A 20,168-nucleotide genomic window follows, 5' to 3' on the forward strand; every position below is an offset into this window, starting at 1 on the left:
TCTTGCGGGCAGCGGCGGTGGGAAGCGGTGCGGGAGCGGGTAAGAATTCCCGCCCCGCACCGTTTTAAGCGAAGCGGCGAACTTCGCCCTTGCCAAACAGGTTGCTGACGCAGCGGCCGCACAGGGTGGCATGCGCGGCGTCCGTGCCCACGTCTGCGCGGTAATGCCAGCAGCGCTCGCACTTCTGCGCCGTCGACGCGGTCACGACCACCTCTTCGGCCGCTTCGTCGGCCACTTCGGCTACCGTTGCCTGCGAGGTGATGAAGACGAATTTCAAGTCGTCGCCCAGGGTGGTCAACAGCTTGTACTTCATCGGCGCGGCCTTGATTGTCAGTTCCGCCTGCAGCGAGGAGCCGATGGCGCCCGAGGTGCGCAAGTCCTCCAGCTGTTTTGTGACGTCCGTGCGGACTGCGCGCAGGGCCGTGTATTTCTCCAGCAGGTCGGCGGCATCCGACACTTCCGGCAGTTGCCACCAGGTTTGCGTGAAGATGGTTTCATCGCTGGCAGCATACGCTTCGCTGCCGGCGAAGACGGCCCACGCTTCTTCGGCCGTGAACGACAGGGCCGGGGCCATCAGGCGCAGCAGGCTTTGCGTGATGTGCCACAGAGCCGTCTGCGCGGAGCGGCGCGCGTGCGACGTCAGGCCGGAGGTGTACAAACGGTCCTTCAGGATGTCCAGGTAGAAGCCGCCCAGGTCTTCCGAGCAGTACGTTTGCAGCTTCGACACCACCGGGTGGAACTCGTAGCGCGCGTAGTTGTTCTCGATCTGCGTTTGCAGCGAGGCCATGTTGGCCAGCGCATAGCGGTCGATCTCGAACATCTCCGCCGTCGGCACGGCGTCCGTGGCCGGATTGAAATCCGAGGTGTTCGCCAGCAGGAAACGCAGCGTGTTGCGGATGCGGCGGTACGATTCGGTCACGCGCTTGAGGATCTCGTCGGAGATCGACAGTTCGCCCGTGTAGTCGGTCGAGGCGATCCACAGGCGCAGGATGTCCGCGCCCAGGGTGTCCGAGATTTTTTGCGGCGCCAGCGTGTTGCCCAGCGACTTGGACATCTTCTTGCCTTCGCCATCGACCGTGAAGCCGTGCGTCAGCAGGGCCTTGTATGGCGGACGGCCATTCAGCATCGACGACACCAGCAGGGACGAGTGGAACCAGCCGCGATGCTGGTCCGAGCCTTCCAGGTACAGGTCGGCCGGGAATTGCAGCTGCGTCGAGTGCGAACCGTGGCCTTGCGGGCCGCCCAGCACCGTCTGGTGCGTTGCGCCGGAATCGAACCACACGTCCAGCGTGTCCTTGTTCTTGGCGTAGATGGCCGCTTCGTCACCGATCAGGTCTTGCAAGTCCAGCGCCTGCCATGCCTCGATGCCGTTCTTTTCGATCAGCTTGGCCACCTGCTCCAGCAATTCCGGCGTGCGCGGATGCAGGTCGCCCGTTTCCTTGTGCACGATGAAGGCCATCGGCACGCCCCACTGGCGCTGGCGCGAGAGGGTCCAGTCAGGGCGGTTGGCGATCATGCCGTGCAGGCGCGCCTGGCCCCAGTCCGGGAAGAACTCGGTGTCGGCGATGCCTTTCAAGGCCGTCTCGCGCAGGGTCGCTCCGCCGTCCTTCGGCGTCACGTCCATGCCGGCGAACCACTGCGACGTGGCGCGGTAGATGATCGGCGTCTTATGACGCCAGCAATGCATGTAGCTGTGGTCGAACATCTTCACTTCGAACAGCGCGCCTGCATCGCGCAAGGCGTTGCAGATCGGTTTCGACGCTTCCCAGATGGTCATGCCGCCGAACAGGGGCAGGGTCGATGCGAACTTGCCGTCGCCCATGACGGGCTTGATGATGTCGTCGTCCTTCATGCCGTGCGCCTTGCACGAGATAAAGTCGTCCAGGCCATAGGCTGGCGCCGAGTGCACCACGCCGGTGCCGCTTTCCGTGGTCACGTATTCTGCCAGGTACAACGGCGACAAACGGTCATAGAAGGCATCGCTGGCATGCAGCGGGTGGCGGAAGCTGATGCCGGCCAGGGCCGCGCCGTCGCAGGTGGCGATCGTCGTGCCATCGAGCTTGAAGCGCGCCAGGCTGGCCACGACCAGGTCTTGCGCCAGGATCAGCAGCAGCGGCTGGCCATCGCGCTCGGTCTTCACCAGCGCATATTTCACTTCCGGGTGCACGTTGAGCGCCTGGTTCGACGGGATGGTCCACGGCGTGGTGGTCCAGATGACGATGAAACCGTTATCCGTCGGCAGGGAAGGCAGGCCGAAGGCGGCCGCCAGTTTTTCCGGCTCGGCGAACTTGAACCCGACGTCGATGGCGGGATCGCGTTTTTCCGCGTATTCCACTTCCGCCTCGGCCAGCGCCGACTGGCAGTCGAAGCACCAGTTGACGGGTTTCAGGCCGCGGTAGACATAGCCTTTTTCCAGCAGCTTGCCCAGTGCGCGCAATTCGTCGGCTTCATTGCCGTGCGCCATGGTCAGATACGGGTTGTCCCACTCGCCCAGCACGCCCAGGCGGATGAAATCCTTCTTCTGGCGTTCGACCTGCACATTCGCATAGGCGCGGGCCTTTTCCAATACTTCGGCCGTCGGCAGGTTCTTGCCGTGCAGTTTTTCGATCTGGATCTCGATGGGCATGCCGTGGCAATCCCAGCCAGGTACATACGGCGCATCGAAGCCGGCGAGCGAGCGCGACTTGACGACCATGTCCTTCAGGATCTTGTTGACGGCGTGGCCCAGGTGGATGTCACCATTCGCGTACGGCGGACCGTCATGCAGGATGAATTTCGGACGGCCGGCGGCAGCCTTGCGCACGCGCTCGTAAATCTTCTTGTCTTGCCATTGCTGTACCCATTGCGGCTCGCGCTTGGCCATGTCGCCGCGCATCGGGAACGGGGTTTCCGTCATGTTGACCGGGTATTTGCTTTCAGGCTTCTTGTTTTGCTTGGGCGTGGCTGGCTTGTTTTGATCGGACATAATCTTCTTTAATGGTATGGAGTATATTTTTGCAGCGGGTTTGCGGCGACAGGCGCCGCCAGGCGGCGGAGTTGGCCGGCGTCAAATTCGGTCGGTGGCGGTAATGGCGCCGCTGCGCTTCTCAAAATAGGCGCGCGCCTGGTTCGAGTCCCGCTCGATGGCGGCCGTCAGGGTGGGCAAGTCGTCATACTTTTCTTCGTCGCGCAGCTTTTCCAAAAACTCCACGCGTACCAGCTTGCCGTAGCAGGATAGATTGAAATTAAACAGATGCACTTCCAGCAAGACTCGGCCGCTGTCGTCGACGGTAGGGCGCACGCCCAGGCTGGCTACGGCCGGCAGCGGCAGCGGCCCCAGGCCGTGCACTTGCACGATGAAGATGCCGGACAGGGCGGGACGGTGCGCCACGCGCAGGTTCAAGGTGGGGAAGCCCAGGGTACGGCCCAGCTTCTGGCCGTGGATGACGTGGCCGGAAATGGCGTACGGATGGCCCAGCAACTGCGTGGCAAGGGGGAAATCACCGGCGGCCAGGGCCAGGCGCACGGCGGACGACGAGATGCGCGTGCTGCCATTCATCACCGTCGGCAAAGTTTCCACATGGAAACCGTATTCGCGACCCGCTTCCTGCAGCATGGCGACGTCGCCGGCGCGCCGGGCGCCATAGCAGAAATCGTCGCCAACCATCAGCCATTTCACATGCAAGCCGCTGACGAGGACTTTTTCCGTGAATTCCTGCGGCGTCAAGGCGGCGAATTGCGCGCTGAAGTGCTCGACGACGACTCTGTCTATGCCGGCGTCGTCCAGCGATTGCAGCTTGTCGCGCAGGTTGGCGATGCGCTGCGGCGCCTTCGACAGGTCGCCCGCGCGCTGCGCGAAGAATTCACGCGGGTGCGGTTCGAACGTCATCACGGCCGCTTCAATGCCGAGTTCGGTCGCCGCGCCGCGCACGCGCGCCAGCAAGGCTTGATGGCCGATGTGGACACCGTCAAAATTGCCGATGGTCAGAGCGCAAGGCGCTCGTGCCTGGGCATTGGGAAGTCCGCGGAATACCTTCATAGGAATCTGATGAAAAACTGTGCCAAAAGGGGGATTATACGGACTGTTTCGGGGATGCACACCCGGCAGGGTGGGCACAGGGGTAATTTCCCTGCTGAAATGATAAAAAGCGTTGCCGGCGGGTGTGCTGGCAACGCTTTAGTATTGATTCAATACACTCTCAACGTCGAACCCAAGCGTAGCGAGCGGCAGTGATTTGTGGCCGAGAAGCGCAACCGTACCGTAGTACGGTGAGCATCACAGGCCGCAAAGCGCGACGCGCAGTAGCTTGGGTTCGATGTCAATTACTTGTTCATTAAAGTCCAGTAACGGGCCAGGTCAGCCGCGCCATCCGTGCCCTTGACGGCCTTGAATGCCGTCGTTGCATTGGACTTCTTGCCGGCGTGCATGTAAGCAATGCCCAGATGCAGCTTGCCTTCTTCCGCGTACTTGGCGGTGCCCATTTTCACGGCGTCATTCATCAGCCCCAGACCCTTGTCGGTCTGGCCATCGTAGACCAGGGCAAAGCCCAGCTTGTTCAAGCTGTCAGCGTCCTTGTTCTTGACGTATTCCGCTTCCGACTTGGCGGCGCTGGCCTTCAGGTCAGCCTGGGTTTTCAGGGCCAGGTCTTTCAGGCGCTGGTGACGGGCGGCATCGGTGCCGGTACCCAGCACGCCTTTTTTGTAGCCCTGGTCGATGATGGCCAAAGCTTCGCCAGGATTGCCTGCTTGCAGGGCCAGCTGGCTGATTTCCATGTATTCGGACGGCTTGGTGAACAGGCCGTTGGCCAGGCGCAGGCGCTGGACATCCAGGCCCAGGCGCTGCGAGAAGCCAGGTTTGCCCGAGACGCGGTTCAGCAGGTCAGCCCAGTAACTGGTCTTTGGATAGCTGGCGGCCAGTTTTTCCAGGGTGGCCACATAGCCGCCCTTGTCATTTTGCTTCATCTGGATGTTGGCCAGCATTTGCAGGCTCGCTTCCGAGTTGCCGCCGCGCGCTTGCAGTTCCTTGGCCGCTTCGGCGTAGTTGCCGCTGACGTAGTAGGTCTGGATCAGCAATTCGCGCATCTGCGCATCGTCGCGGTCTTTCAGCGAGCGTTTGATCCAGGTAATGGTATTTGGCCAGTCCTTGGCGCGGTAGTACATGCCTGCCAGCGCTTGCGTGAATTTGGGGGCTTCGGCGGCGCTCAGGCGGCCGGAATTGATGACGGCTTCGAAAGCCTTGATGGCGGTGCCGTTATCGCCGGCGGCAGCTGCGGCCGAGGCGCGCACGCGCTCGATCTGGTAGCTTTCAAAGGCGGTCTTGCCGCCGACGCTGTCAGCTTCGCGCAGCTTGGCCAGTGCTTCCTTGTTTTTGCCGCTGCTAGCGAGTTTTTGCGCTTCTTGCAGTGGCTTGCCCACTTCGGCACGCACGGTGTCCGCGGCGTATGCCAGCGAGCCCAGGCCGATTACGGGAGTTGCTGCGGTAAAACCGATAGCGGCCATGACGAGGCCGAGATGAGCGAGACGAAACTTGGACATGAGAAAGTCTTTCAGTAAAAAGCGAATAGGCAGGAAGTCCTGCCTATTCGGATGTAAAGATAACCTGATTGCTACAGCTTACTGGAATTGCTCGTTGCCGACCAGACCGATTTTGGTCACGCCCAGACGCTGTGCCGACGCCATCACACCGGCGACGACTTTGTATTCCACCAGCTTGTTAGGACGCAGATGCACTTCTGGCTGGTCTGCTTGCGCAGCAACGTTGCTCAGCTTGGCTTCCAGCGTATTACGATCAGGTACTACCTGATTGTCCCACAAGATAGTGCCATCAAAATCGACATCGATCGTGACGACCACTGGTTCGGTTGTCGGTGGCGGCGGGGTGCCGACCGGCATGTTCAGGTTCACCGAGTGGTTTTGCTTAGGAATCGTGATGATCAACATGATAATCAGCACCAGCATCACGTCGATGAGGGGCGTCATGTTCAGTTCCATCATTGGTTCCGGATCCGCGCCTGCTGCGCTTCCCGAACCGACATTCATACTCATAGTGTTTCCTTTAAGAAGTCCAACGAAGCACCGGGCGAAACTGCCGCCCGGTCAGCTTCCGGCAGTGGCATCCCCATGTTGCCGGGACGCCGCTGCCAGCCGCTATCAGCCCTTGTCAGGCGGTTCGGTGATGAAGCCGACCTTCTGGATCCCGGCACGTTGGGTCGTGTAAATAACCCGGCCGATCGATTCGTAGCGTGCTTCTTGGTCGCCACGAACGTGTACTTCCGGCTGCGGTACTTTCACTGCTTCAACTTTAAGATAATCGAACAGTTCGTTCGTGTCTTTCAGTCTGGTCTGGCCCAGGTAAATCTCGCCGTCCTTGTTAACAACGATGTTAACGTTCTCTGGCTTGGTTTGCAGGGCTTGATTGGCCTCAATCGGCAGATCGATTTTCTGCAGCTTGAGGACAACTGGACTTGTAATCAAGAAAATGATCAGCAAAACCAACATGATGTCGACGAGCGGCGTCGTGTTGATTTCTGACATTACTTGATCTTCATCTCCGCTGTCGGAGCCGACGGACATCGACATGATTCTTATCCGATCTTTTTAGCGCCGGCAGCACGGCCAGCTTCGCTGGTCGACATTACGCCGGAAACCAGAACCGAGTGAACGTCGGCGCTGAACGAGCGGATGTCTTCCATTGCGGATTTGTTACGACGAACCAGCCAGTTGTAACCCAGAACGGCAGGAACAGCGACCAGCAGACCGAAAGCGGTCATGATCAGTGCTTCACCAACTGGACCTGCAACTTTATCGATCGATGCGTTACCGGTCATGCCGATAGCGGTCAGCGCGCCGTAAATACCCCAAACGGTACCGAACAGACCGATAAACGGTGCGGTCGAACCAACGGTTGCCAGGAACGACAGGCCATCTTGCAGACGCGACTGAACTTTGTCCGAAGCGCGCTGGATCGACATCGTCACCCAGGTCGACAGATCGATTTGTTCCAGCAGGGCGCCGTCATGGTGTGCGGTTGCCTTGGTGCCCGATTCAGCGATGAAGCGGAATGGCGAGCCATCGCTCAAGGTTGCCGAACCAGCAGCGATCGAAGGAGCTTTCCAGAATTTGGAAGCGGCTTCTTTAGCTTGCTTGAAGATCTTCATTTGATCCAGCAGCTTGGTGATGATGATGTACCAGCTGCCGATCGACATGATGGACAGGATGATCAGGGTAGCGCGTGGCACGAAGCCGCCGTCCCATACTGCGGACAGGCCGAACGGGTTGTGCACTTCTTCGGTTTTGGCTGGAGCTGCTGCGTCAGCGGCTGGAGCTGCTGCGTCTGCTGCTGGAGCTGCTGCATCTGCGGCAACTGGTGCTGGTGCAGCGTCTGCCGCAGGAGCCGAAGCGGCAGCCGATGCTGGCGCGTCAGCGAATGCCGGTGCTGCTACCAGAGCGGTAGTGGCGGTGACGGACAACAGAACCGCGGCAAAAAATGCGGACAAACGGGTATTCTTAAACATGCTTCCTCCAAAATTAAAAATAACAGATCGCTGAACGTAATGACAACGAAATCATAGTGTGAGACAGGGGATAACTGTCTCGGGTTTTAATCCAGCGACCAAACGTATTGCATTTGCTGCCAGCCTTGTTCCGGCTTGCCGTCAACTGTTGCCGGCTTAAATGTACAGCGGCTGATACCTTGCACTGCAGCTTTGTCCAGGTCTCTGAAGCCGCTGGACTTCACGATCTTCGAATCAGCGACCTTGCCGTCTACACCGATCAGGAACGACAGTGTCACCACACCGGTTTCCTCATTGCGCTGCGACGACTTTGGATAAGCCGGTTTTTCGCAGACACTGAAGTCAACCACGGCCGGTGTGCGCACCGATTTGGCTGGTCCAGGAGTTGGCGAAGGCTGTGCAGGCGGTGCTGGCGGTGCCAATACATTCGTGGCTGGCTTCACGGCAGTCGCATTTGCAATCACGTTCTGCTGTGGTGGCGGCTGCTGCACGTTCACCTCGACTGGCGGAATGAATGGCGGCGGTGGCGCCTTCATTTCTGGCGGCGGTGGTGGCGGTGGAAGATCCTTCGGTGGAGGCGGTTTGACTTCCTCGATAATCTTGGTTTCAACCGGTTCCATCATTTTGGTAACTAACCGCTTGCCCAAGCCCGTCGCGATCCCGTAAGCCGCGAGAACGTGCAGCAGGACAACGACAGTTATGCCTGTGTAGTTCTTGGGACTTTTCTCGTTCGAAAAATTCATGCCTGCTTTCTCCAAATACCATCTCTTGTCTTGCAACTGAACCCCAAAATGACGACACAAAGCTCCAGCCGTATCCGGGACGTCGCCGAATTATACATACGAATTCTTTATTTTACACAGATTTTTAACGCCTAAAACCGGTTAAATTTTTGGCGCTTTTGCGCCCTGAAAACGTACTTGCTTATGTCATCTTTGCACGCTTTCGGACATAAAAAAAGGCGGTCTTATCGGTTTTTTACAGCCGTTTTGGGCTACCACTGCTAAGTTCTCCGATGTGCCCATATGGCGGAATTATATTTCGTGATATTCAATATGGAAACCGCTAAATTTGGAGGAAAATCTTTCCTTTTGGAAATGTTTTGCCTCGGAACCAGACCACTTAGCCGTGCGCGCGCACCAATCGGGTGCGAAAGGTGCTTAATCCAGGTCAAAAAAGGAGGTCCTGGCGGCTGTTTCGACGTCGCCAGGCCATACGGAATTCCTATGGTGGCATAGGATGCGCTTATGTTCTTGCTAAAATAATTATCAAGAATGTCACTTATGGCCGTGCCGGCGCATCGTCGCGCCGATTGCGCTTCTCGCGCCGGCAATTCAGGGTACCCAGGACGACGCCCTGCGGATCGAGTGTGTCGAGGTGCACGTCGAAGCCCCATAGCCGTGCCACATGTTTGAGCACTTCGGCTGCCTGCTGGTTCAGCGGGCGGCGCTGGAATTGCGTGTGACGCAGGGTCAGTGCGCGGTCGTCGCGCGTATTGACGGACCAGACCTGGATATTCGGCTCGCGGTTGCCCAGGTTGTACTGCTCGGCCAACTGTTGGCGCACGTAGCGGTAGCCGGCATCGTCATGGATGGCGGAAATGGCCAGTTTTTCATTCTTGTCGTCGTCGAGCACGGCAAAGAAATGGAATTCGCGGATCAGCTGCGGCGACAAATACTGGGCAATGAAGCTTTCATCCTTGAAATTGCGCATGGCAAAGTCCAGGCTCTTGCGCCAGTCGGTGCCGGCCATGTCGGGGAACCAGGCCCGGTCTTCCTCGGTCGGATGCTCGCAGATGCGGCGGATGTCGCTCATCATGGCAAAACCCAGCGCATACGGATTGATGCCGTTGTAATAGGGGCTGTCGATGGGCGGCTGATAGACCACGTTGGTATGGCTTTTCAGAAATTCCATCATGAAGCCGTCGCCCACCACGCCTTCGTCGTAGAGCTGGTTCAATATGGTGTAGTGCCAGAAGGTGGCCCAACCCTCGTTCATCACCTGGGTTTGCCGCTGCGGATAGAAATACTGGGAAATCTTGCGCACGATGCGCACCATCTCGCGCTGCCATGGTTCCAGCAGCGGCGCGTACTTCTCTATAAAGTACAGCAGGTTTTCCTCGGGTTCGGGCGGAAAGCGGGGACTGGCTTTGCGCTGGTCGTCCTCGTCCTCATCCTCGTCACGCCGGGGCAGGGTGCGCCACAGCTGGTTGATCTGCGACTGCACATAGGCTTCACGCTCTTTCTGGCGCGCATATTCCTTCGCCATCGACAGTTTCGCCGGGCGCTTGTAGCGGTCCACGCCATAATTCTGGATGGCGTGGCAAGAGTCGAGCAGCAATTCCACCGCATCGACGCCATGGCGCTGCTCGCATTCGGCGATGTAATTCTTGGCAAACACCATATAGTCGATGATGGCGTCGGCATCCGTCCAGGCGCGGAACAGATAGTTGCCTTTAAAGAAGGAGTTGTGGCCGTAGGCCGCATGCGCGATCACCAGCGATTGCATGGTCAGGCTGTTTTCCTCCATTAAATAGGCGATGCACGGGTTTGAGTTGATGACGATCTCGTAGGCCAGGCCCATCTGCCCGCGCTTGTAGCTTTTCTCGGTCGATAAAAAATGCTTGCCGAAAGACCAGTGGTTATAGGAAACGGGCATGCCCACCGAGGTGTAGGCATCCATCATTTGCTCCGCCGTGATGATTTCCAGCTGGTTCGGATAGGTGTCCAGGCCAAACTGCTTCGCCACGCGGCGAATTTCCTCGTGGATTTGCTCGATCAGTTCGAACGTCCATTCCGACTGCTCGGGCAGGGCATTCGGGTGGCGCAGGCGCACGAACGGTTCGCCCGGGGTGTTGCTGGCGCGGTCAAAGGCTGCACTCATCATTTCACCTGTTTCTTGAACAGTTCGCGGAAGACCGGGTAGATATCGGCCGGCGTGACGATCTTTTGCATGGCGAAATGGGCGTGATGGTCGAGCACGCCCGCATATTGCTCCCACAGGTTTTGCTGCGGGCCATCGGTGATTTCGACATAGGTGTAGTACTGCACCTTGGGCATGATGGTATTGATCAGCAACTGCCGGCACAGCACGGAATCGTTGTCCCAGTTATCGCCGTCGGACGCCTGCGCAACATAGCTGTTCCATTGTCCCGCGCCATAGCGCTCGTCGATGATGGTATTGAGCAAGTGCAGGGCGGAAGACACCACGGTGCCGCCGGACTCGCGCGAATTGAAGAATTCATGCTCGTCCACTTCCGCCGCCGCCGTATGGTGGCGGATGAAGACCACCTCGATCTTGTCGTAGGCGCGCTTGAGGAACAGATACAAGAGGATGAAGAAGCGCTTGGCCGTGTCCTTGCGCGACTCGTCCATGGAACCGGAGACGTCCATGATGCAGAACATCACCGCTTGCGTCATCGGCTTGGGCACCTTGATGCGATTGCTGTAGCGCAAGTCGAACGGGTCGATGAAGGGAATCGCCAGCAGGCGCGTGTGGATGTGGTGGATCTGGCGACGCAGTTCCTGCACCAGTATGTCGTCCTCGGGCACGCCTTCCAGCAGCAGGGCCGCCAGGTCTTCCTCGGCCTGCGCCAATTGCTTGCGGGCGCCGCCGCCCACGGCGATGCGACGTCCCAGCGCGCCGCGCAGGGAGCGCAGCACATGGATGTTCGATGGCGTGCCCGACATATTGTAGCCGGCGCGCTGGTTCTTGAATTCCGTGGTGGCCGTCAACTGGGTTTTCACCATGTGCGGCAATTCCAGGTCCTCGAAGAAATAATTCATAAACTCTTCGCGCGACAATTCGAAGATGAAGTCGTCTTCCGTCGTCTCGTCGCTATTGCCCGCCTTGCCCCGTCCGCCGCCACCGCCTTTCGGCCGGGCAATCTGGTCGCCCTTCAGGTATTCCTTGTTGCCGGGATTGACCACTTCCCATACGCCGCCATGCGCGTGGCCGAACGACGGTTCGCCCACATCCTTGACGGGGATGCTGACTTTCTCGCCATTCTCGACGTCCGTGATCGAGCGCCCCTTGATGGCGCGCCCCACGGCATCCTTGATCTGGCCCTTGTAGCGCCGCAGGAAACGCTCGCGGTTGACGGCGGATTTATTCTTGCTTTGCAAGCGCCTGTCGATGAGGTATGTCAAAGGGTGCCTCCTTGCCTCTCGTCTTGCGCGCCCCGCCAGTCACCGGGCGGGAGCGCGCCTTTGCTGTCCGCGCTATGACGACTTGCGTACGCGCAAGTACCATTCGCATAACAGGCGTACCTGCTTGGCCGTATAGCCTTTTTCCACCATGCGGGCCACGAAGTCGGCGTGCTTGTTGGCGTCGTCGGCACTGGCCTTGGCATTGAAGGAAATCACGGGCAGCAATTCCTCCGTATTCGAGAACATTTTCTTTTCGATCACGGTGCGGAACTTTTCATAACTGGTCCAGGCGGGATTCTTGCCGCCGTTCGACGCCCGCGCGCGCAGCCCGAAGTTCACAATTTCATTGCGGAAATCCTTCGGATTGGAAATGCCCGCCGGCTTCTCGATCTTCTCGAGTTCATTGTTCAGCGATTCGCGGTCGAAGCTTTCGCCCGTGTCAGGATCGCGGTATTCCTGGTCCTGTATCCAGAAATCGGCAAACGTCACATAGCGGTCGAAAATGTTCTGACCGTATTCCGAATAGCTTTCCAGGTAAGCCGTCTGGATCTCCTTGCCGATGAATTCCACATAGCGCTGCGCCAGGTGCTCTTTAATATAGGAGAAGTAGCGCTGTTCGAGTTCCGGCGCGAACTGCTCGCGCTCGACCTGCTGCTCCAGTACATAGAGTAGGTGCACGGGATTGGCGGCCACTTCGGAATTGTCAAAGTTGAACACTTTGGACAGGATCTTGAAGGCAAAGCGCGTCGACAGCCCGTTCATGCCCTCGTCCACGCCCGCGTAATCCACGTATTCATGCATGGACTTGGCTTTCGGGTCCGTATCCTTGAGGTTTTCGCCATCGTAGACGAGCATCTTCGAGAAAATGCTGGAGTTTTCCGGGTCTTTCAGGCGCGACAGGATGGCGAACTGCGCCATCATGCGCAGGGTGCCGGGCGCACACGGGGCCTTGACCAGCGAGGAGTTGGCCACCAGCTTGTCGTAGATCTTGATTTCATCGGTCACGCGCAGGCAGTACGGCACCTTGACGATATAGATACGGTCAAGGAAGGCCTCGTTGTTGCGGTTGTTTTTAAAGGTCTTCCATTCCGACTCGTTCGAGTGGGCCAGGATGATGCCGTCGAACGGAATCGCGCCGAAACCTTCCGTACCCTTGTAATTGCCTTCCTGCGTGGCCGTCAGCAAGGGGTGCAAGACCTTGATGGGGGCCTTGAACATTTCCACGAATTCCATCAGGCCCTGGTTGGCCAGGCACAGGCCGCCCGAATAGCTGTAGGCGTCCGGATCGTCTTGTGCGTAGTCTTCCAGCTTGCGGATGTCGACCTTGCCCACGAGCGAGGAAATATCCTGGTTGTTCTCGTCGCCCGGCTCCGTTTTCGAGATGGCGATCTGCTTCAGCACGGACGGATAGCGCTTGACGACGCGGAACTGGTTGATGTCGCCATTGTATTCATGCAGGCGCTTGACGGCCCACGGACTGGGGATGTTGCGCAGGTAGCGGCGCGGTATGCCGTAATCCTCTTCCAGGATGGTGCCGTCCTCTTCCTCGTTGAACAGGCCCAGCGGCGATTCGTTGACGGGCGAGCCTTTCAGGCAATAGAAAGGCACGTGTTCCATCAGCGACTTGAGTTTTTCCGCGATGGACGACTTGCCGCCGCCGACAGGCCCCAGCAGATACAGGATCTGCTTGCGTTCTTCCAGTCCTTGCGCTGCATGGCGGAAATACGAGACGACTTGCTCGATCACTTCCTCGGTGCCGTAGAACTCGCGGAAGGCGGGATAGATCTTGATGACCTTGTTGGCGAAGATGCGCGACAAGCGCGTGTCGTTGCGCGTGTCGACCAGTTGCGGCTCGCCGATGGCGGCCAGCATGCGTTCGGGTGCGCTGGCATACGTCAGCTTGTCCTTCTTGCACAGGGCCAGGTATTCGGTGAGCGACATTTCCTCTTCACGGGTGCGCTCGTAGCGTGCTGCATAGTTATCAAAAATGGTCATGTCAATGTCCTTTAATGTAAACCTGAACTGCCAGTCACCATGGCCGCCCGCCTGGCACTCGCCTGGGCTTGCCGTCTGAACTTTTCCTGTACCCCGTACCGATTTTTATTGTTGTTTCAAGCCCGGCTGTCTTTGCGAGTCCGGATTGCCCGGACCAAAAAACTGGCGCTTGATGCCGTACGCTGACGTGGCCAGCCGGCTTTTTTTTCACTGTTGATAGCGCTTGTTGCACCTACCTTTACCCCATGAAATTAATTATTGCTCTAAAGGATCAGGAAGTCAAAAGATATGTCAGCATATCCTTAATACTTGTTTGTAAGTTTTTGATTTAATTAAATAAATCAACAAATTTTTGATCCATTTCAATGCGCCTTTTTGTACCTTTTAAATCATCATACGACAATTCGCCAGCGCGTGCCGGTGCGGGCCATGGCGCCGCACCCGCCAGCGCCGTGGCGGCCGGGCGCCGGTGAGGCCGGCCATCTTGCGCTAAGATGCCTGCATGTCTGATGGCCCTGCGCACCGCGCGTGTGCGTGCCAGCACTTTTATCGTCACCCTATAAGGAACACCCATGATGAACCCCCAATTGCGCGCGATCGTCCGCGGCATGCCGAAGGCCGAGCTGCATATCCATATCGAAGGTTCGCTGGAACCCGAACTGATTTTCGCACTGGCCGAGCGCAATGGCGTACCGCTGGGCTATGAATCGGTGGAACACTTGCGCAGCGCCTATGCCTTTACGGATTTGCAGTCTTTTCTCGACATCTATTATGCTGGCGCAAGCGTGCTCTTGAAAGAGCAGGATTTCTATGACATGACGCAAGCCTACCTGCGCCGCGCCGAAGCCGATAACGTCTTGCACACGGAAATCTTCTTCGACCCGCAAACGCATACGGCGCGCGGCGTGGCGATGGCTGATGTTATTAATGGCATACACCGCGCCTGCCAGGACAGCCCTGTCAGCGCGACCCTGATCCTGTGTTTCCTGCGCCACCTGAGCGAGGAAGAAGCATTTGACACCCTGACAGACGCCTTGCCGCACCGCGACAAATTCATCGGCATCGGCCTCGATTCCTCGGAAGTGGGCAATCCGCCCGAGAAATTCTCGCGCGTGTTTGCCCGTTGCCGCGAGCTGGGCCTGCACCTGGTGGCCCATGCGGGCGAAGAAGGCCCGCCAGCCTACATCCGCACGGCGCTCGATGATTTGCAGGTTGAACGCATCGACCATGGCGTGCGCTGCCTGGAAGACGCGGAACTGACGGCCCGCCTGGCGCGCGAACAGATTGCGCTCACAGTCTGCCCGCTGTCGAACACCAAGCTGCGCGTGTTTGACCAGATGCATGACCATAACCTGGTGCAATTGCTCGACGCGGGCCTGCTGGTGACGGTCAACTCGGACGATCCCGCCTATTTCGGCGGCTACATGAACGACAACTTCGACGCCATTTTCGATGCCTTGCCGCTGGGCCTGTCCCATGCGCAGCGCCTGGCGCGCAACGGTTTCATCGCCGCCTTCCTGCCGCAGGCGCAAAAAGATGCCTTCCTCGCTACCGTCGATGCGTATTTCGCGCAGCACGCGGCCGCCCATGGCATCGCGCAATAACGCATCACAATCAATTCGCATAAAGACCCGCCGCCCATGCTCCGCCTCTCCCTGAAAATGACCGGCCGCGACTGGCGCGCCGGGCAATTGCGTTTCCTGCTCGTCGCCCTGATCGTGGCCGTGGCGGCCCTGTCGGCCGTGGGCTTCTTTGTCGACCGCCTGCGCGCGGGCCTGAACCGCGACGCGCACCAGCTGCTGGGGGCCGACCTGGTCATCAGCGCCGACCAGCCCGTCAATGCCGTTTGGCGCGCCGAAGCCGTCAAGCGCGGTTTTACCCTGGCCGATACGGTGACCTTCCCCAGCATGGCGCAGGCGGGCGAGGGCGAGCAATCGCTGTCGCAGCTGGCGTCCATCAAGGCAGTCTCGCCCGGCTACCCGCAGCGGGGCAAGCTGAAAATCACGACCAAACTGAGCGAGGCGCAGGATGCCGTGGGCCAGCCAACCAGCCAGGTGCCGGCACCGGGCACCCTGTGGGTCGATGCGGCGATCCTGGCCAGCCTGAATGCCAGGCTGGGCGACACCCTGACACTGGGCGACAAGGCATTTACGGTGACGCAACTGATCGCCAGCGAACCGGACCGCGGTGCCTCCTTCCTCAATTTCGCCCCCCGGGTGATGCTGCCCTTGAGCGACCTGGCTGCCACGGCGCTGGTGCAGAACGGCTCGCGCGTATCGTACCGCTTGCTGCTGTCGGCGCCACCCGCCAAGGCGGCCGAGCTTGCGCAATATCAAGCCTGGCTGGAAAGCCAGATCAAGACGCAGGCCATCAAGGGCGTGCGCATCGAATCGCTGGAATCGGGCAGCCCGCAGATGCAATCGACCCTGGACCGGGCCGACCGTTTTCTGTCGCTGGTCGGCTTGTTGTCGGCCATGCTGGCCGCTGTCGCCGTGGCAATGGCGGCACGCCGCTTCATGCTGCGTCACCTGGATGCCTGCGCCATGCTGCGCTGCCTGGGGCTGACGCAAAACCAGGTGACGGCCATGTACGTGATCGAATTCCTGCTCGTCGGCCTGGCCGGCAGCCTGATAGGCGTTGCCGTCGGTTTCGCTGGCCATCTGGTGCTGCTGGAACTGCTGGGCAAGCTGGTGCAGAGCGACTTGCCGCCCGTGTCCATGCTGCCCGCATTGCAGGGCGTGGCCACCGGCATGCTGTTGCTGCTGGGCTTTGCCCTGCCGCCGATTTTGCAACTGCGCAATGTTCCCCATAACCGCGTCATTCGCCGTGAGCAGGAACCGCCGCAGGCGCTGGCCCTGGCGACCTATGGCCTGGGCATCGTCGCCTTCGTCGTGCTGCTCTTGTGGCAGGCGGGCGACGTGAAACTGGCGCTGCTGACGGCGGCCGGCTTCCTCGGCGGCTTCGCCCTGTTCGGCCTGGCCGGCTGGCTGGGCATCAAGTCGCTGAAAAGCCTGCGTGGCGCCTTCAAGCACCAAGGCTGGCGCTTTGCCGTCACGTCCTTGCAGCGCCGTCCGGGCGCCACCGTCATCCAGGTGGTGTCCCTGGCACTGGGCCTGATGGCCTTGCTGCTGCTGACGGTGGTGCGCGGCGACTTGATGGTGGCCTGGCGCAACGCTACGCCGCCGGACGCGCCGAACCGCTTCATGATCAATATCCTGCCGGAACAGAAAGACCCGATCGCCGCGCGCCTGGCGCAGGCCGGCGTGGCCAACGCACCTTTGTATCCGATGATACGGGGGCGCCTGGTGGCCGTGAATGGCAACACCATCACGGAAGCAACTTACGAGGATGACCGCGCCAAGGGCCTGGCTGACCGCGAATTCAACCTGTCGACGATGCTCACCATGCAGGAAGAAAACAAGCTGGTGGCGGGCAAGTGGTTCGGCAATGCGCCCGGTGCGCCGGCCGAAGCGTCGGTGGAAGAGGGCATCGCCAAGACACTGAAGCTGAAACTGGGCGACAAGCTGCGCTTCGACATCGCCGGCCAGCCTGTGGAAGCGGCGATCACCAGCCTGCGCAAGCTGGAATGGGGCTCGATGCGCGTCAATTTCTTTGTCGTTATCAACCCGGCCGCCATGGCGGACGCGCCGCAGACGTGGATCACGGCATTTCACTTGCCGCCCGCGCAGGCCGACCTGGGCAATGCCTTGCTGCGCGACTACCCGAACCTGACGGTGGTCGACGTGGGCGGCGTGCTGAAACAGATACAGGGCGTGCTGGACCAGGTGGTCACGGCCGTCGAATTTCTCTTCGCGTTCACTTTGGCCTCGGGCTTGCTGGTGTTGTATGCGGCCTTGATGGGGTCGCAGGACGAGCGCACGCGCGAAGCGGGCCTGCTGCGCGCGCTGGGCGCCACGCGGCGCCAGCTGGCACAGGCGCAGCTGATCGAATTTTCCCTCGTGGGCGCGCTGGCCGGCTTGCTGGCGGCCACGGGCGCGGCCGCCATGGGCTGGGCCCTGGCCACGTACCAGTTCAAGTTCGCCTGGAGCTTCGCGCCGGGCGTGTGGGCCTTTGGTTTACTGGCCGGCGCCCTGTGCGCCATCGCCGGCGGCTGGCTGGGCTTGCGCAATGTCTTGAAACATCCGCCGCTGCAAACGCTGCGCGAAAGCTAAGCGCCCACGCTCTCGCCCGCCTGGGCGCGTAAAAATTGCGCGTAGGACATGACCGGCTGCCCCAGCTGGTGCGGCGGCACGTCGAACAAGGCCCAGAAATACGTCACCTGGCCCAGGCAGATGGTGGGCGCGGCGCAGTAGCGGAACCAGTTTTCGCCGATGTGCGCCGCATACATGCCGTCGCTGTCGGCGTCGGAAAAGTACGGGATCACACGCATTTCCAGCAGGGCCAGCAGCAAGGACGCCGGTGCGTCGCTGTCGCGCGCCATTTCGTACTGCGTGTGCAGGCTGCGTTCCGTTTCGATGATCATCAGCTTGGCGTGGCCGTCGCGCGTGAAGAACAGGATGCCGCTGGGATTGGGAAAGATGTAAAACTCGACGTAGCCTTGGCGCTGGCACAGCTCGTACACGACGGTGGCCAGGGCTTCGTCTTGCAGGAAACGATAGTCGTGCAGCAATAGCAAGTCGCGCACGGTGTCCGATTGCTGCAGGAAGAATTCGCGTTGCAGGGCATGGACTTCCTGTTCCAGGATATCGAGCGCATTGTCGTCGCTCTTCTTGATGTAGCGGTCGATCAAGCCCCGGTTGAAGGCCGTCACGGCCACTTTTTCATCGGCTGCGCCCGTAAATAAAATCTTCTTGCAGGGCAAGTCACGCACGGCCTGGCAGAATTCCAGGCCATTCATCTGCGGCATCGAATAATCGACCACCAGCACGGAAGGCACGGCAAAGCGCTGCGCCTGGCCGCTGATGCGCCAGATGCGTTCGAGATCGAGCGCCACGTTGCACTGGTCGGGCGGCAGGTTTTGCGTGTCGAAATTGACGTGCAGCGGCGTCTCGCCCAGCTGCGTGCTGTGGCGCAGCCAGTGCAGCGCGCTGCTGGTGTCGTGGAAAGTCTTGCGCGCCAAGCCGGGATCGAGCTGGAACGCCAGGCTTTTCAGGAAGGAATCGCTGTCGTCGATCAATACGGTCAGGGTCGGATGGGTGTAGACGGGCAGTTGCATGCATCACCTTGCGGGAGAAGAGGGGTGGAAGCGGGCAGGCAGGGCTGGGGAAACTCCAGGATGAAAATCGCATACGCATGTTCGCGCGACACGCAGCGTATGTGCGCCTGCCAGGCGGTGACGATCTGCCGGCACAGTGCCAGGCCGATGCCGCTGCCGTTATGCACGGGATAGGAATAGAAACGCTCGAAGATCAGCGGCAGGCGATTCTTCGCGATACCGCAGCCCGTGTCGATGAACAGCAGCCTGGGCGTGGGGCGGGCGCCGTCGACGATGATGCGCACGCGGCCCTTGCCGGCCCGCTGGATGGCTTTCAGCGCATTTCTCAGCAGGTTCAGCAGGATCACCACGCACAGTTCGTCCTGGCCAGCAAACTGGAAGTCGGCGCGCACGTCCACCGTGACGCTGACCCGCTGCAGCTTGCCGGTAAACGGGTAACGCTTGAGCACGGCGTTCACCATCGCCAGCATCGAGAGCGACTGGCTGGGCTGCAGGTTGCGGTTCACGGCACTGGCGCTCATCAGGAACAAATCGATCATGTGCTGCATGTGGCGCACTTCGAACTGGATGCGCGACAGGGCATCCTGCAGCGGCGGTATGGTGTCCGCCTGGCCGGCCAGCTGCGGCAGCAGCCGACGCATGCCCCGCACATTCGCTTCCACGCTGGTCAGTGGCGTGCGCAGTTCGTGCGCCACGGAACCGAGCCCGGCCGACATGCCCGCCAGCCGTTCCCGTTCCAGCACTTTGCTGCCCACTTTCACCACGGATAGCGCGGCGATGGTGAACCAGTGCACGGGCAATTGCTGCAGCACTTCACGCTGCAGCACGTAAGCGCCTTCCCCTTGCAGCACGACGGCCAGGCAGGCGGCGCCCGTGCCGATCAGGTAGGCGCGGCAAGCCAGTCCCGTTTCGAAATGAAACAGCACTACCAGGCCGATCAGCAGCGATTGGCTCCAGATGGACGAGGCATGATTCATCAGAAACATGAAGGTAAAGAAGAAGGGCAGGATGTAGCTGAGCGCAAACAGCAGGTAGCGCGACAGCCAGCGGGCCGAGAAGCGGCGCGCAAACAGGCCCGCCACGCAGATGCCCACGCCCGTCAGGCGCAGGATCAGGTTTTCATAAGACTGCGGAAAAAAAAATTGCCATAGCAGGTAGTACAGCGGCATCGCCACCGTGCCCACGGCGGCCAGCATGGCGACTCTGCCTGCCAGGTTTTCATGGGGCACGCGCTCATGCAGCAGCGAATGGAGCAGGCGCCTGCGCCAGTGTGTCCATCGTCCTTGCCATTGCTGCGTCATGACTCTGCCCTGATCCTCTTCAGAACACGATCATCGCGTAAATTTTCCTGCTTGA

General features: G+C 59.8%; 15 protein-coding genes. 2 read left to right on the plus strand and 13 right to left on the minus strand.

What is annotated here, in order from left to right:
* Positions 1 to 64: 64 nt before the first annotated feature.
* From ileS to C8C89_RS10105, 11 genes are all read right to left on the minus strand, one after another.
* The gene (ileS, locus tag C8C89_RS10055) at positions 65 to 2,965 is read right to left on the minus strand and encodes an isoleucine--tRNA ligase (RefSeq protein ID WP_133989706.1); all 2,901 of its coding nucleotides are present in this window, start codon (positions 2,963 to 2,965) and stop codon (positions 65 to 67) included.
* A gap of 81 nt (positions 2,966 to 3,046) precedes the next feature.
* On the minus strand, positions 3,047 to 4,018 hold the full coding sequence (locus C8C89_RS10060) for a bifunctional riboflavin kinase/FAD synthetase (RefSeq protein ID WP_101482444.1): 972 nt from the start codon (positions 4,016 to 4,018) through the stop codon (positions 3,047 to 3,049).
* A 284-nt stretch (positions 4,019 to 4,302) separates the two neighbouring features.
* On the minus strand, positions 4,303 to 5,514 hold the full coding sequence (locus tag C8C89_RS10065; protein WP_133989708.1) for a hypothetical protein: 1,212 nt from the start codon (positions 5,512 to 5,514) through the stop codon (positions 4,303 to 4,305).
* A 78-nt stretch (positions 5,515 to 5,592) separates the two neighbouring features.
* Entirely contained in the window at positions 5,593 to 6,024 is a 432-nt protein-coding gene (locus C8C89_RS10070) for a biopolymer transporter ExbD (protein ID WP_170840419.1), read from the minus strand.
* Positions 6,025 to 6,129: 105 nt separating this feature from the next.
* Positions 6,130 to 6,558: a biopolymer transporter ExbD gene (locus C8C89_RS10075; protein WP_101482442.1), complete on the minus strand. Its 429-nt coding sequence runs from the start codon at positions 6,556 to 6,558 to the stop codon at positions 6,130 to 6,132.
* Positions 6,559 to 6,563: 5 nt separating this feature from the next.
* Positions 6,564 to 7,493: a MotA/TolQ/ExbB proton channel family protein gene (locus C8C89_RS10080; RefSeq protein WP_166674703.1), complete on the minus strand. Its 930-nt coding sequence runs from the start codon at positions 7,491 to 7,493 to the stop codon at positions 6,564 to 6,566.
* An 86-nt stretch (positions 7,494 to 7,579) separates the two neighbouring features.
* Positions 7,580 to 8,236 carry an energy transducer TonB gene (locus C8C89_RS10085; protein WP_101482440.1) on the minus strand — a complete coding sequence of 219 codons (657 nt, stop codon included), beginning with the start codon at positions 8,234 to 8,236 and terminating at the stop codon, positions 7,580 to 7,582.
* 538 nt (positions 8,237 to 8,774) lie between these two features.
* Entirely contained in the window at positions 8,775 to 10,376 is a 1,602-nt protein-coding gene (locus C8C89_RS10090) for a SpoVR family protein (protein ID WP_101484692.1), read from the minus strand.
* Entirely contained in the window at positions 10,376 to 11,641 is a 1,266-nt protein-coding gene (locus C8C89_RS10095) for a YeaH/YhbH family protein (RefSeq protein WP_133989710.1), read from the minus strand. The genes C8C89_RS10090 and C8C89_RS10095 overlap by 1 nt, the downstream gene beginning before the upstream one ends.
* A 72-nt stretch (positions 11,642 to 11,713) precedes the next feature.
* A complete protein-coding gene (locus C8C89_RS10100; protein ID WP_101482438.1) occupies positions 11,714 to 13,636 on the minus strand; it encodes a PrkA family serine protein kinase in 1,923 nt (640 codons plus the stop codon).
* A 328-nt stretch (positions 13,637 to 13,964) separates the two neighbouring features.
* On the minus strand, positions 13,965 to 14,210 hold the full coding sequence (locus C8C89_RS10105; RefSeq protein WP_133989714.1) for a hypothetical protein: 246 nt from the start codon (positions 14,208 to 14,210) through the stop codon (positions 13,965 to 13,967).
* Between C8C89_RS10105 and C8C89_RS10110 the strand changes: the two genes are divergently transcribed.
* Together C8C89_RS10110 and C8C89_RS10115 are read left to right on the plus strand one after the other, a co-directional pair.
* A complete protein-coding gene (locus C8C89_RS10110) occupies positions 14,209 to 15,240 on the plus strand; it encodes an adenosine deaminase (protein WP_133989717.1) in 1,032 nt (343 codons plus the stop codon). The genes C8C89_RS10105 and C8C89_RS10110 overlap by 2 nt on opposite strands.
* A 36-nt stretch (positions 15,241 to 15,276) precedes the next feature.
* Positions 15,277 to 17,808 (plus strand): FtsX-like permease family protein, encoded by a 2,532-nt coding sequence (locus tag C8C89_RS10115; protein ID WP_133989721.1) that lies wholly within the window; start codon positions 15,277 to 15,279, stop codon positions 17,806 to 17,808.
* On the opposite strand, the gene C8C89_RS10120 is transcribed toward C8C89_RS10115, so the two are convergent.
* Both C8C89_RS10120 and C8C89_RS10125 read right to left on the minus strand, forming a co-directional pair.
* Positions 17,805 to 18,812, minus strand: a complete 1,008-nt coding sequence (locus tag C8C89_RS10120) for a response regulator (protein WP_133989724.1) — start codon at positions 18,810 to 18,812, stop codon at positions 17,805 to 17,807. The two genes, C8C89_RS10115 and C8C89_RS10120, sit on opposite strands and share 4 nt — an antisense overlap.
* Positions 18,779 to 20,113: a HAMP domain-containing sensor histidine kinase gene (locus C8C89_RS10125; RefSeq protein ID WP_133989726.1), complete on the minus strand. Its 1,335-nt coding sequence runs from the start codon at positions 20,111 to 20,113 to the stop codon at positions 18,779 to 18,781. Before C8C89_RS10125 ends, C8C89_RS10120 begins: the two co-directional genes overlap by 34 nt.
* Positions 20,114 to 20,168: the final 55 nt, after the last annotated feature.

The sequence above is a fragment of the Janthinobacterium sp. 75 genome (assembly GCF_004365495.1).
Classification (GTDB): domain Bacteria; phylum Pseudomonadota; class Gammaproteobacteria; order Burkholderiales; family Burkholderiaceae_D; genus Janthinobacterium.

Bases quoted from the DNA above. Each gene is read 5' to 3' on its own strand.
- C8C89_RS10105 (WP_133989714.1), bottom strand. From the start codon at position 14,210: ATGGGTGTTCCTTATAGGGTGACGATAAAAGTGCTGGCACGCACACGC.
- ileS (WP_133989706.1), bottom strand. From the start codon at position 2,965: ATGTCCGATCAAAACAAGCCAGCCACGCCCAAGCAAAACAAGAAGCCT.
- C8C89_RS10080 (WP_166674703.1), bottom strand. From the start codon at position 7,493: ATGTTTAAGAATACCCGTTTGTCCGCATTTTTTGCCGCGGTTCTGTTG.
- C8C89_RS10115 (WP_133989721.1), top strand. From the start codon at position 15,277: ATGCTCCGCCTCTCCCTGAAAATGACCGGCCGCGACTGGCGCGCCGGG.
- C8C89_RS10100 (WP_101482438.1), bottom strand. From the start codon at position 13,636: ATGACCATTTTTGATAACTATGCAGCACGCTACGAGCGCACCCGTGAA.
- C8C89_RS10085 (WP_101482440.1), bottom strand. From the start codon at position 8,236: ATGAATTTTTCGAACGAGAAAAGTCCCAAGAACTACACAGGCATAACT.
- C8C89_RS10070 (WP_170840419.1), bottom strand. From the start codon at position 6,024: ATGAGTATGAATGTCGGTTCGGGAAGCGCAGCAGGCGCGGATCCGGAA.
- C8C89_RS10110 (WP_133989717.1), top strand. From the start codon at position 14,209: ATGATGAACCCCCAATTGCGCGCGATCGTCCGCGGCATGCCGAAGGCC.
- C8C89_RS10075 (WP_101482442.1), bottom strand. From the start codon at position 6,558: ATGTCGATGTCCGTCGGCTCCGACAGCGGAGATGAAGATCAAGTAATG.
- C8C89_RS10060 (WP_101482444.1), bottom strand. From the start codon at position 4,018: ATGAAGGTATTCCGCGGACTTCCCAATGCCCAGGCACGAGCGCCTTGC.
- C8C89_RS10125 (WP_133989726.1), bottom strand. From the start codon at position 20,113: ATGACGCAGCAATGGCAAGGACGATGGACACACTGGCGCAGGCGCCTG.
- C8C89_RS10090 (WP_101484692.1), bottom strand. From the start codon at position 10,376: ATGAGTGCAGCCTTTGACCGCGCCAGCAACACCCCGGGCGAACCGTTC.
- C8C89_RS10065 (WP_133989708.1), bottom strand. From the start codon at position 5,514: ATGTCCAAGTTTCGTCTCGCTCATCTCGGCCTCGTCATGGCCGCTATC.
- C8C89_RS10120 (WP_133989724.1), bottom strand. From the start codon at position 18,812: ATGCAACTGCCCGTCTACACCCATCCGACCCTGACCGTATTGATCGAC.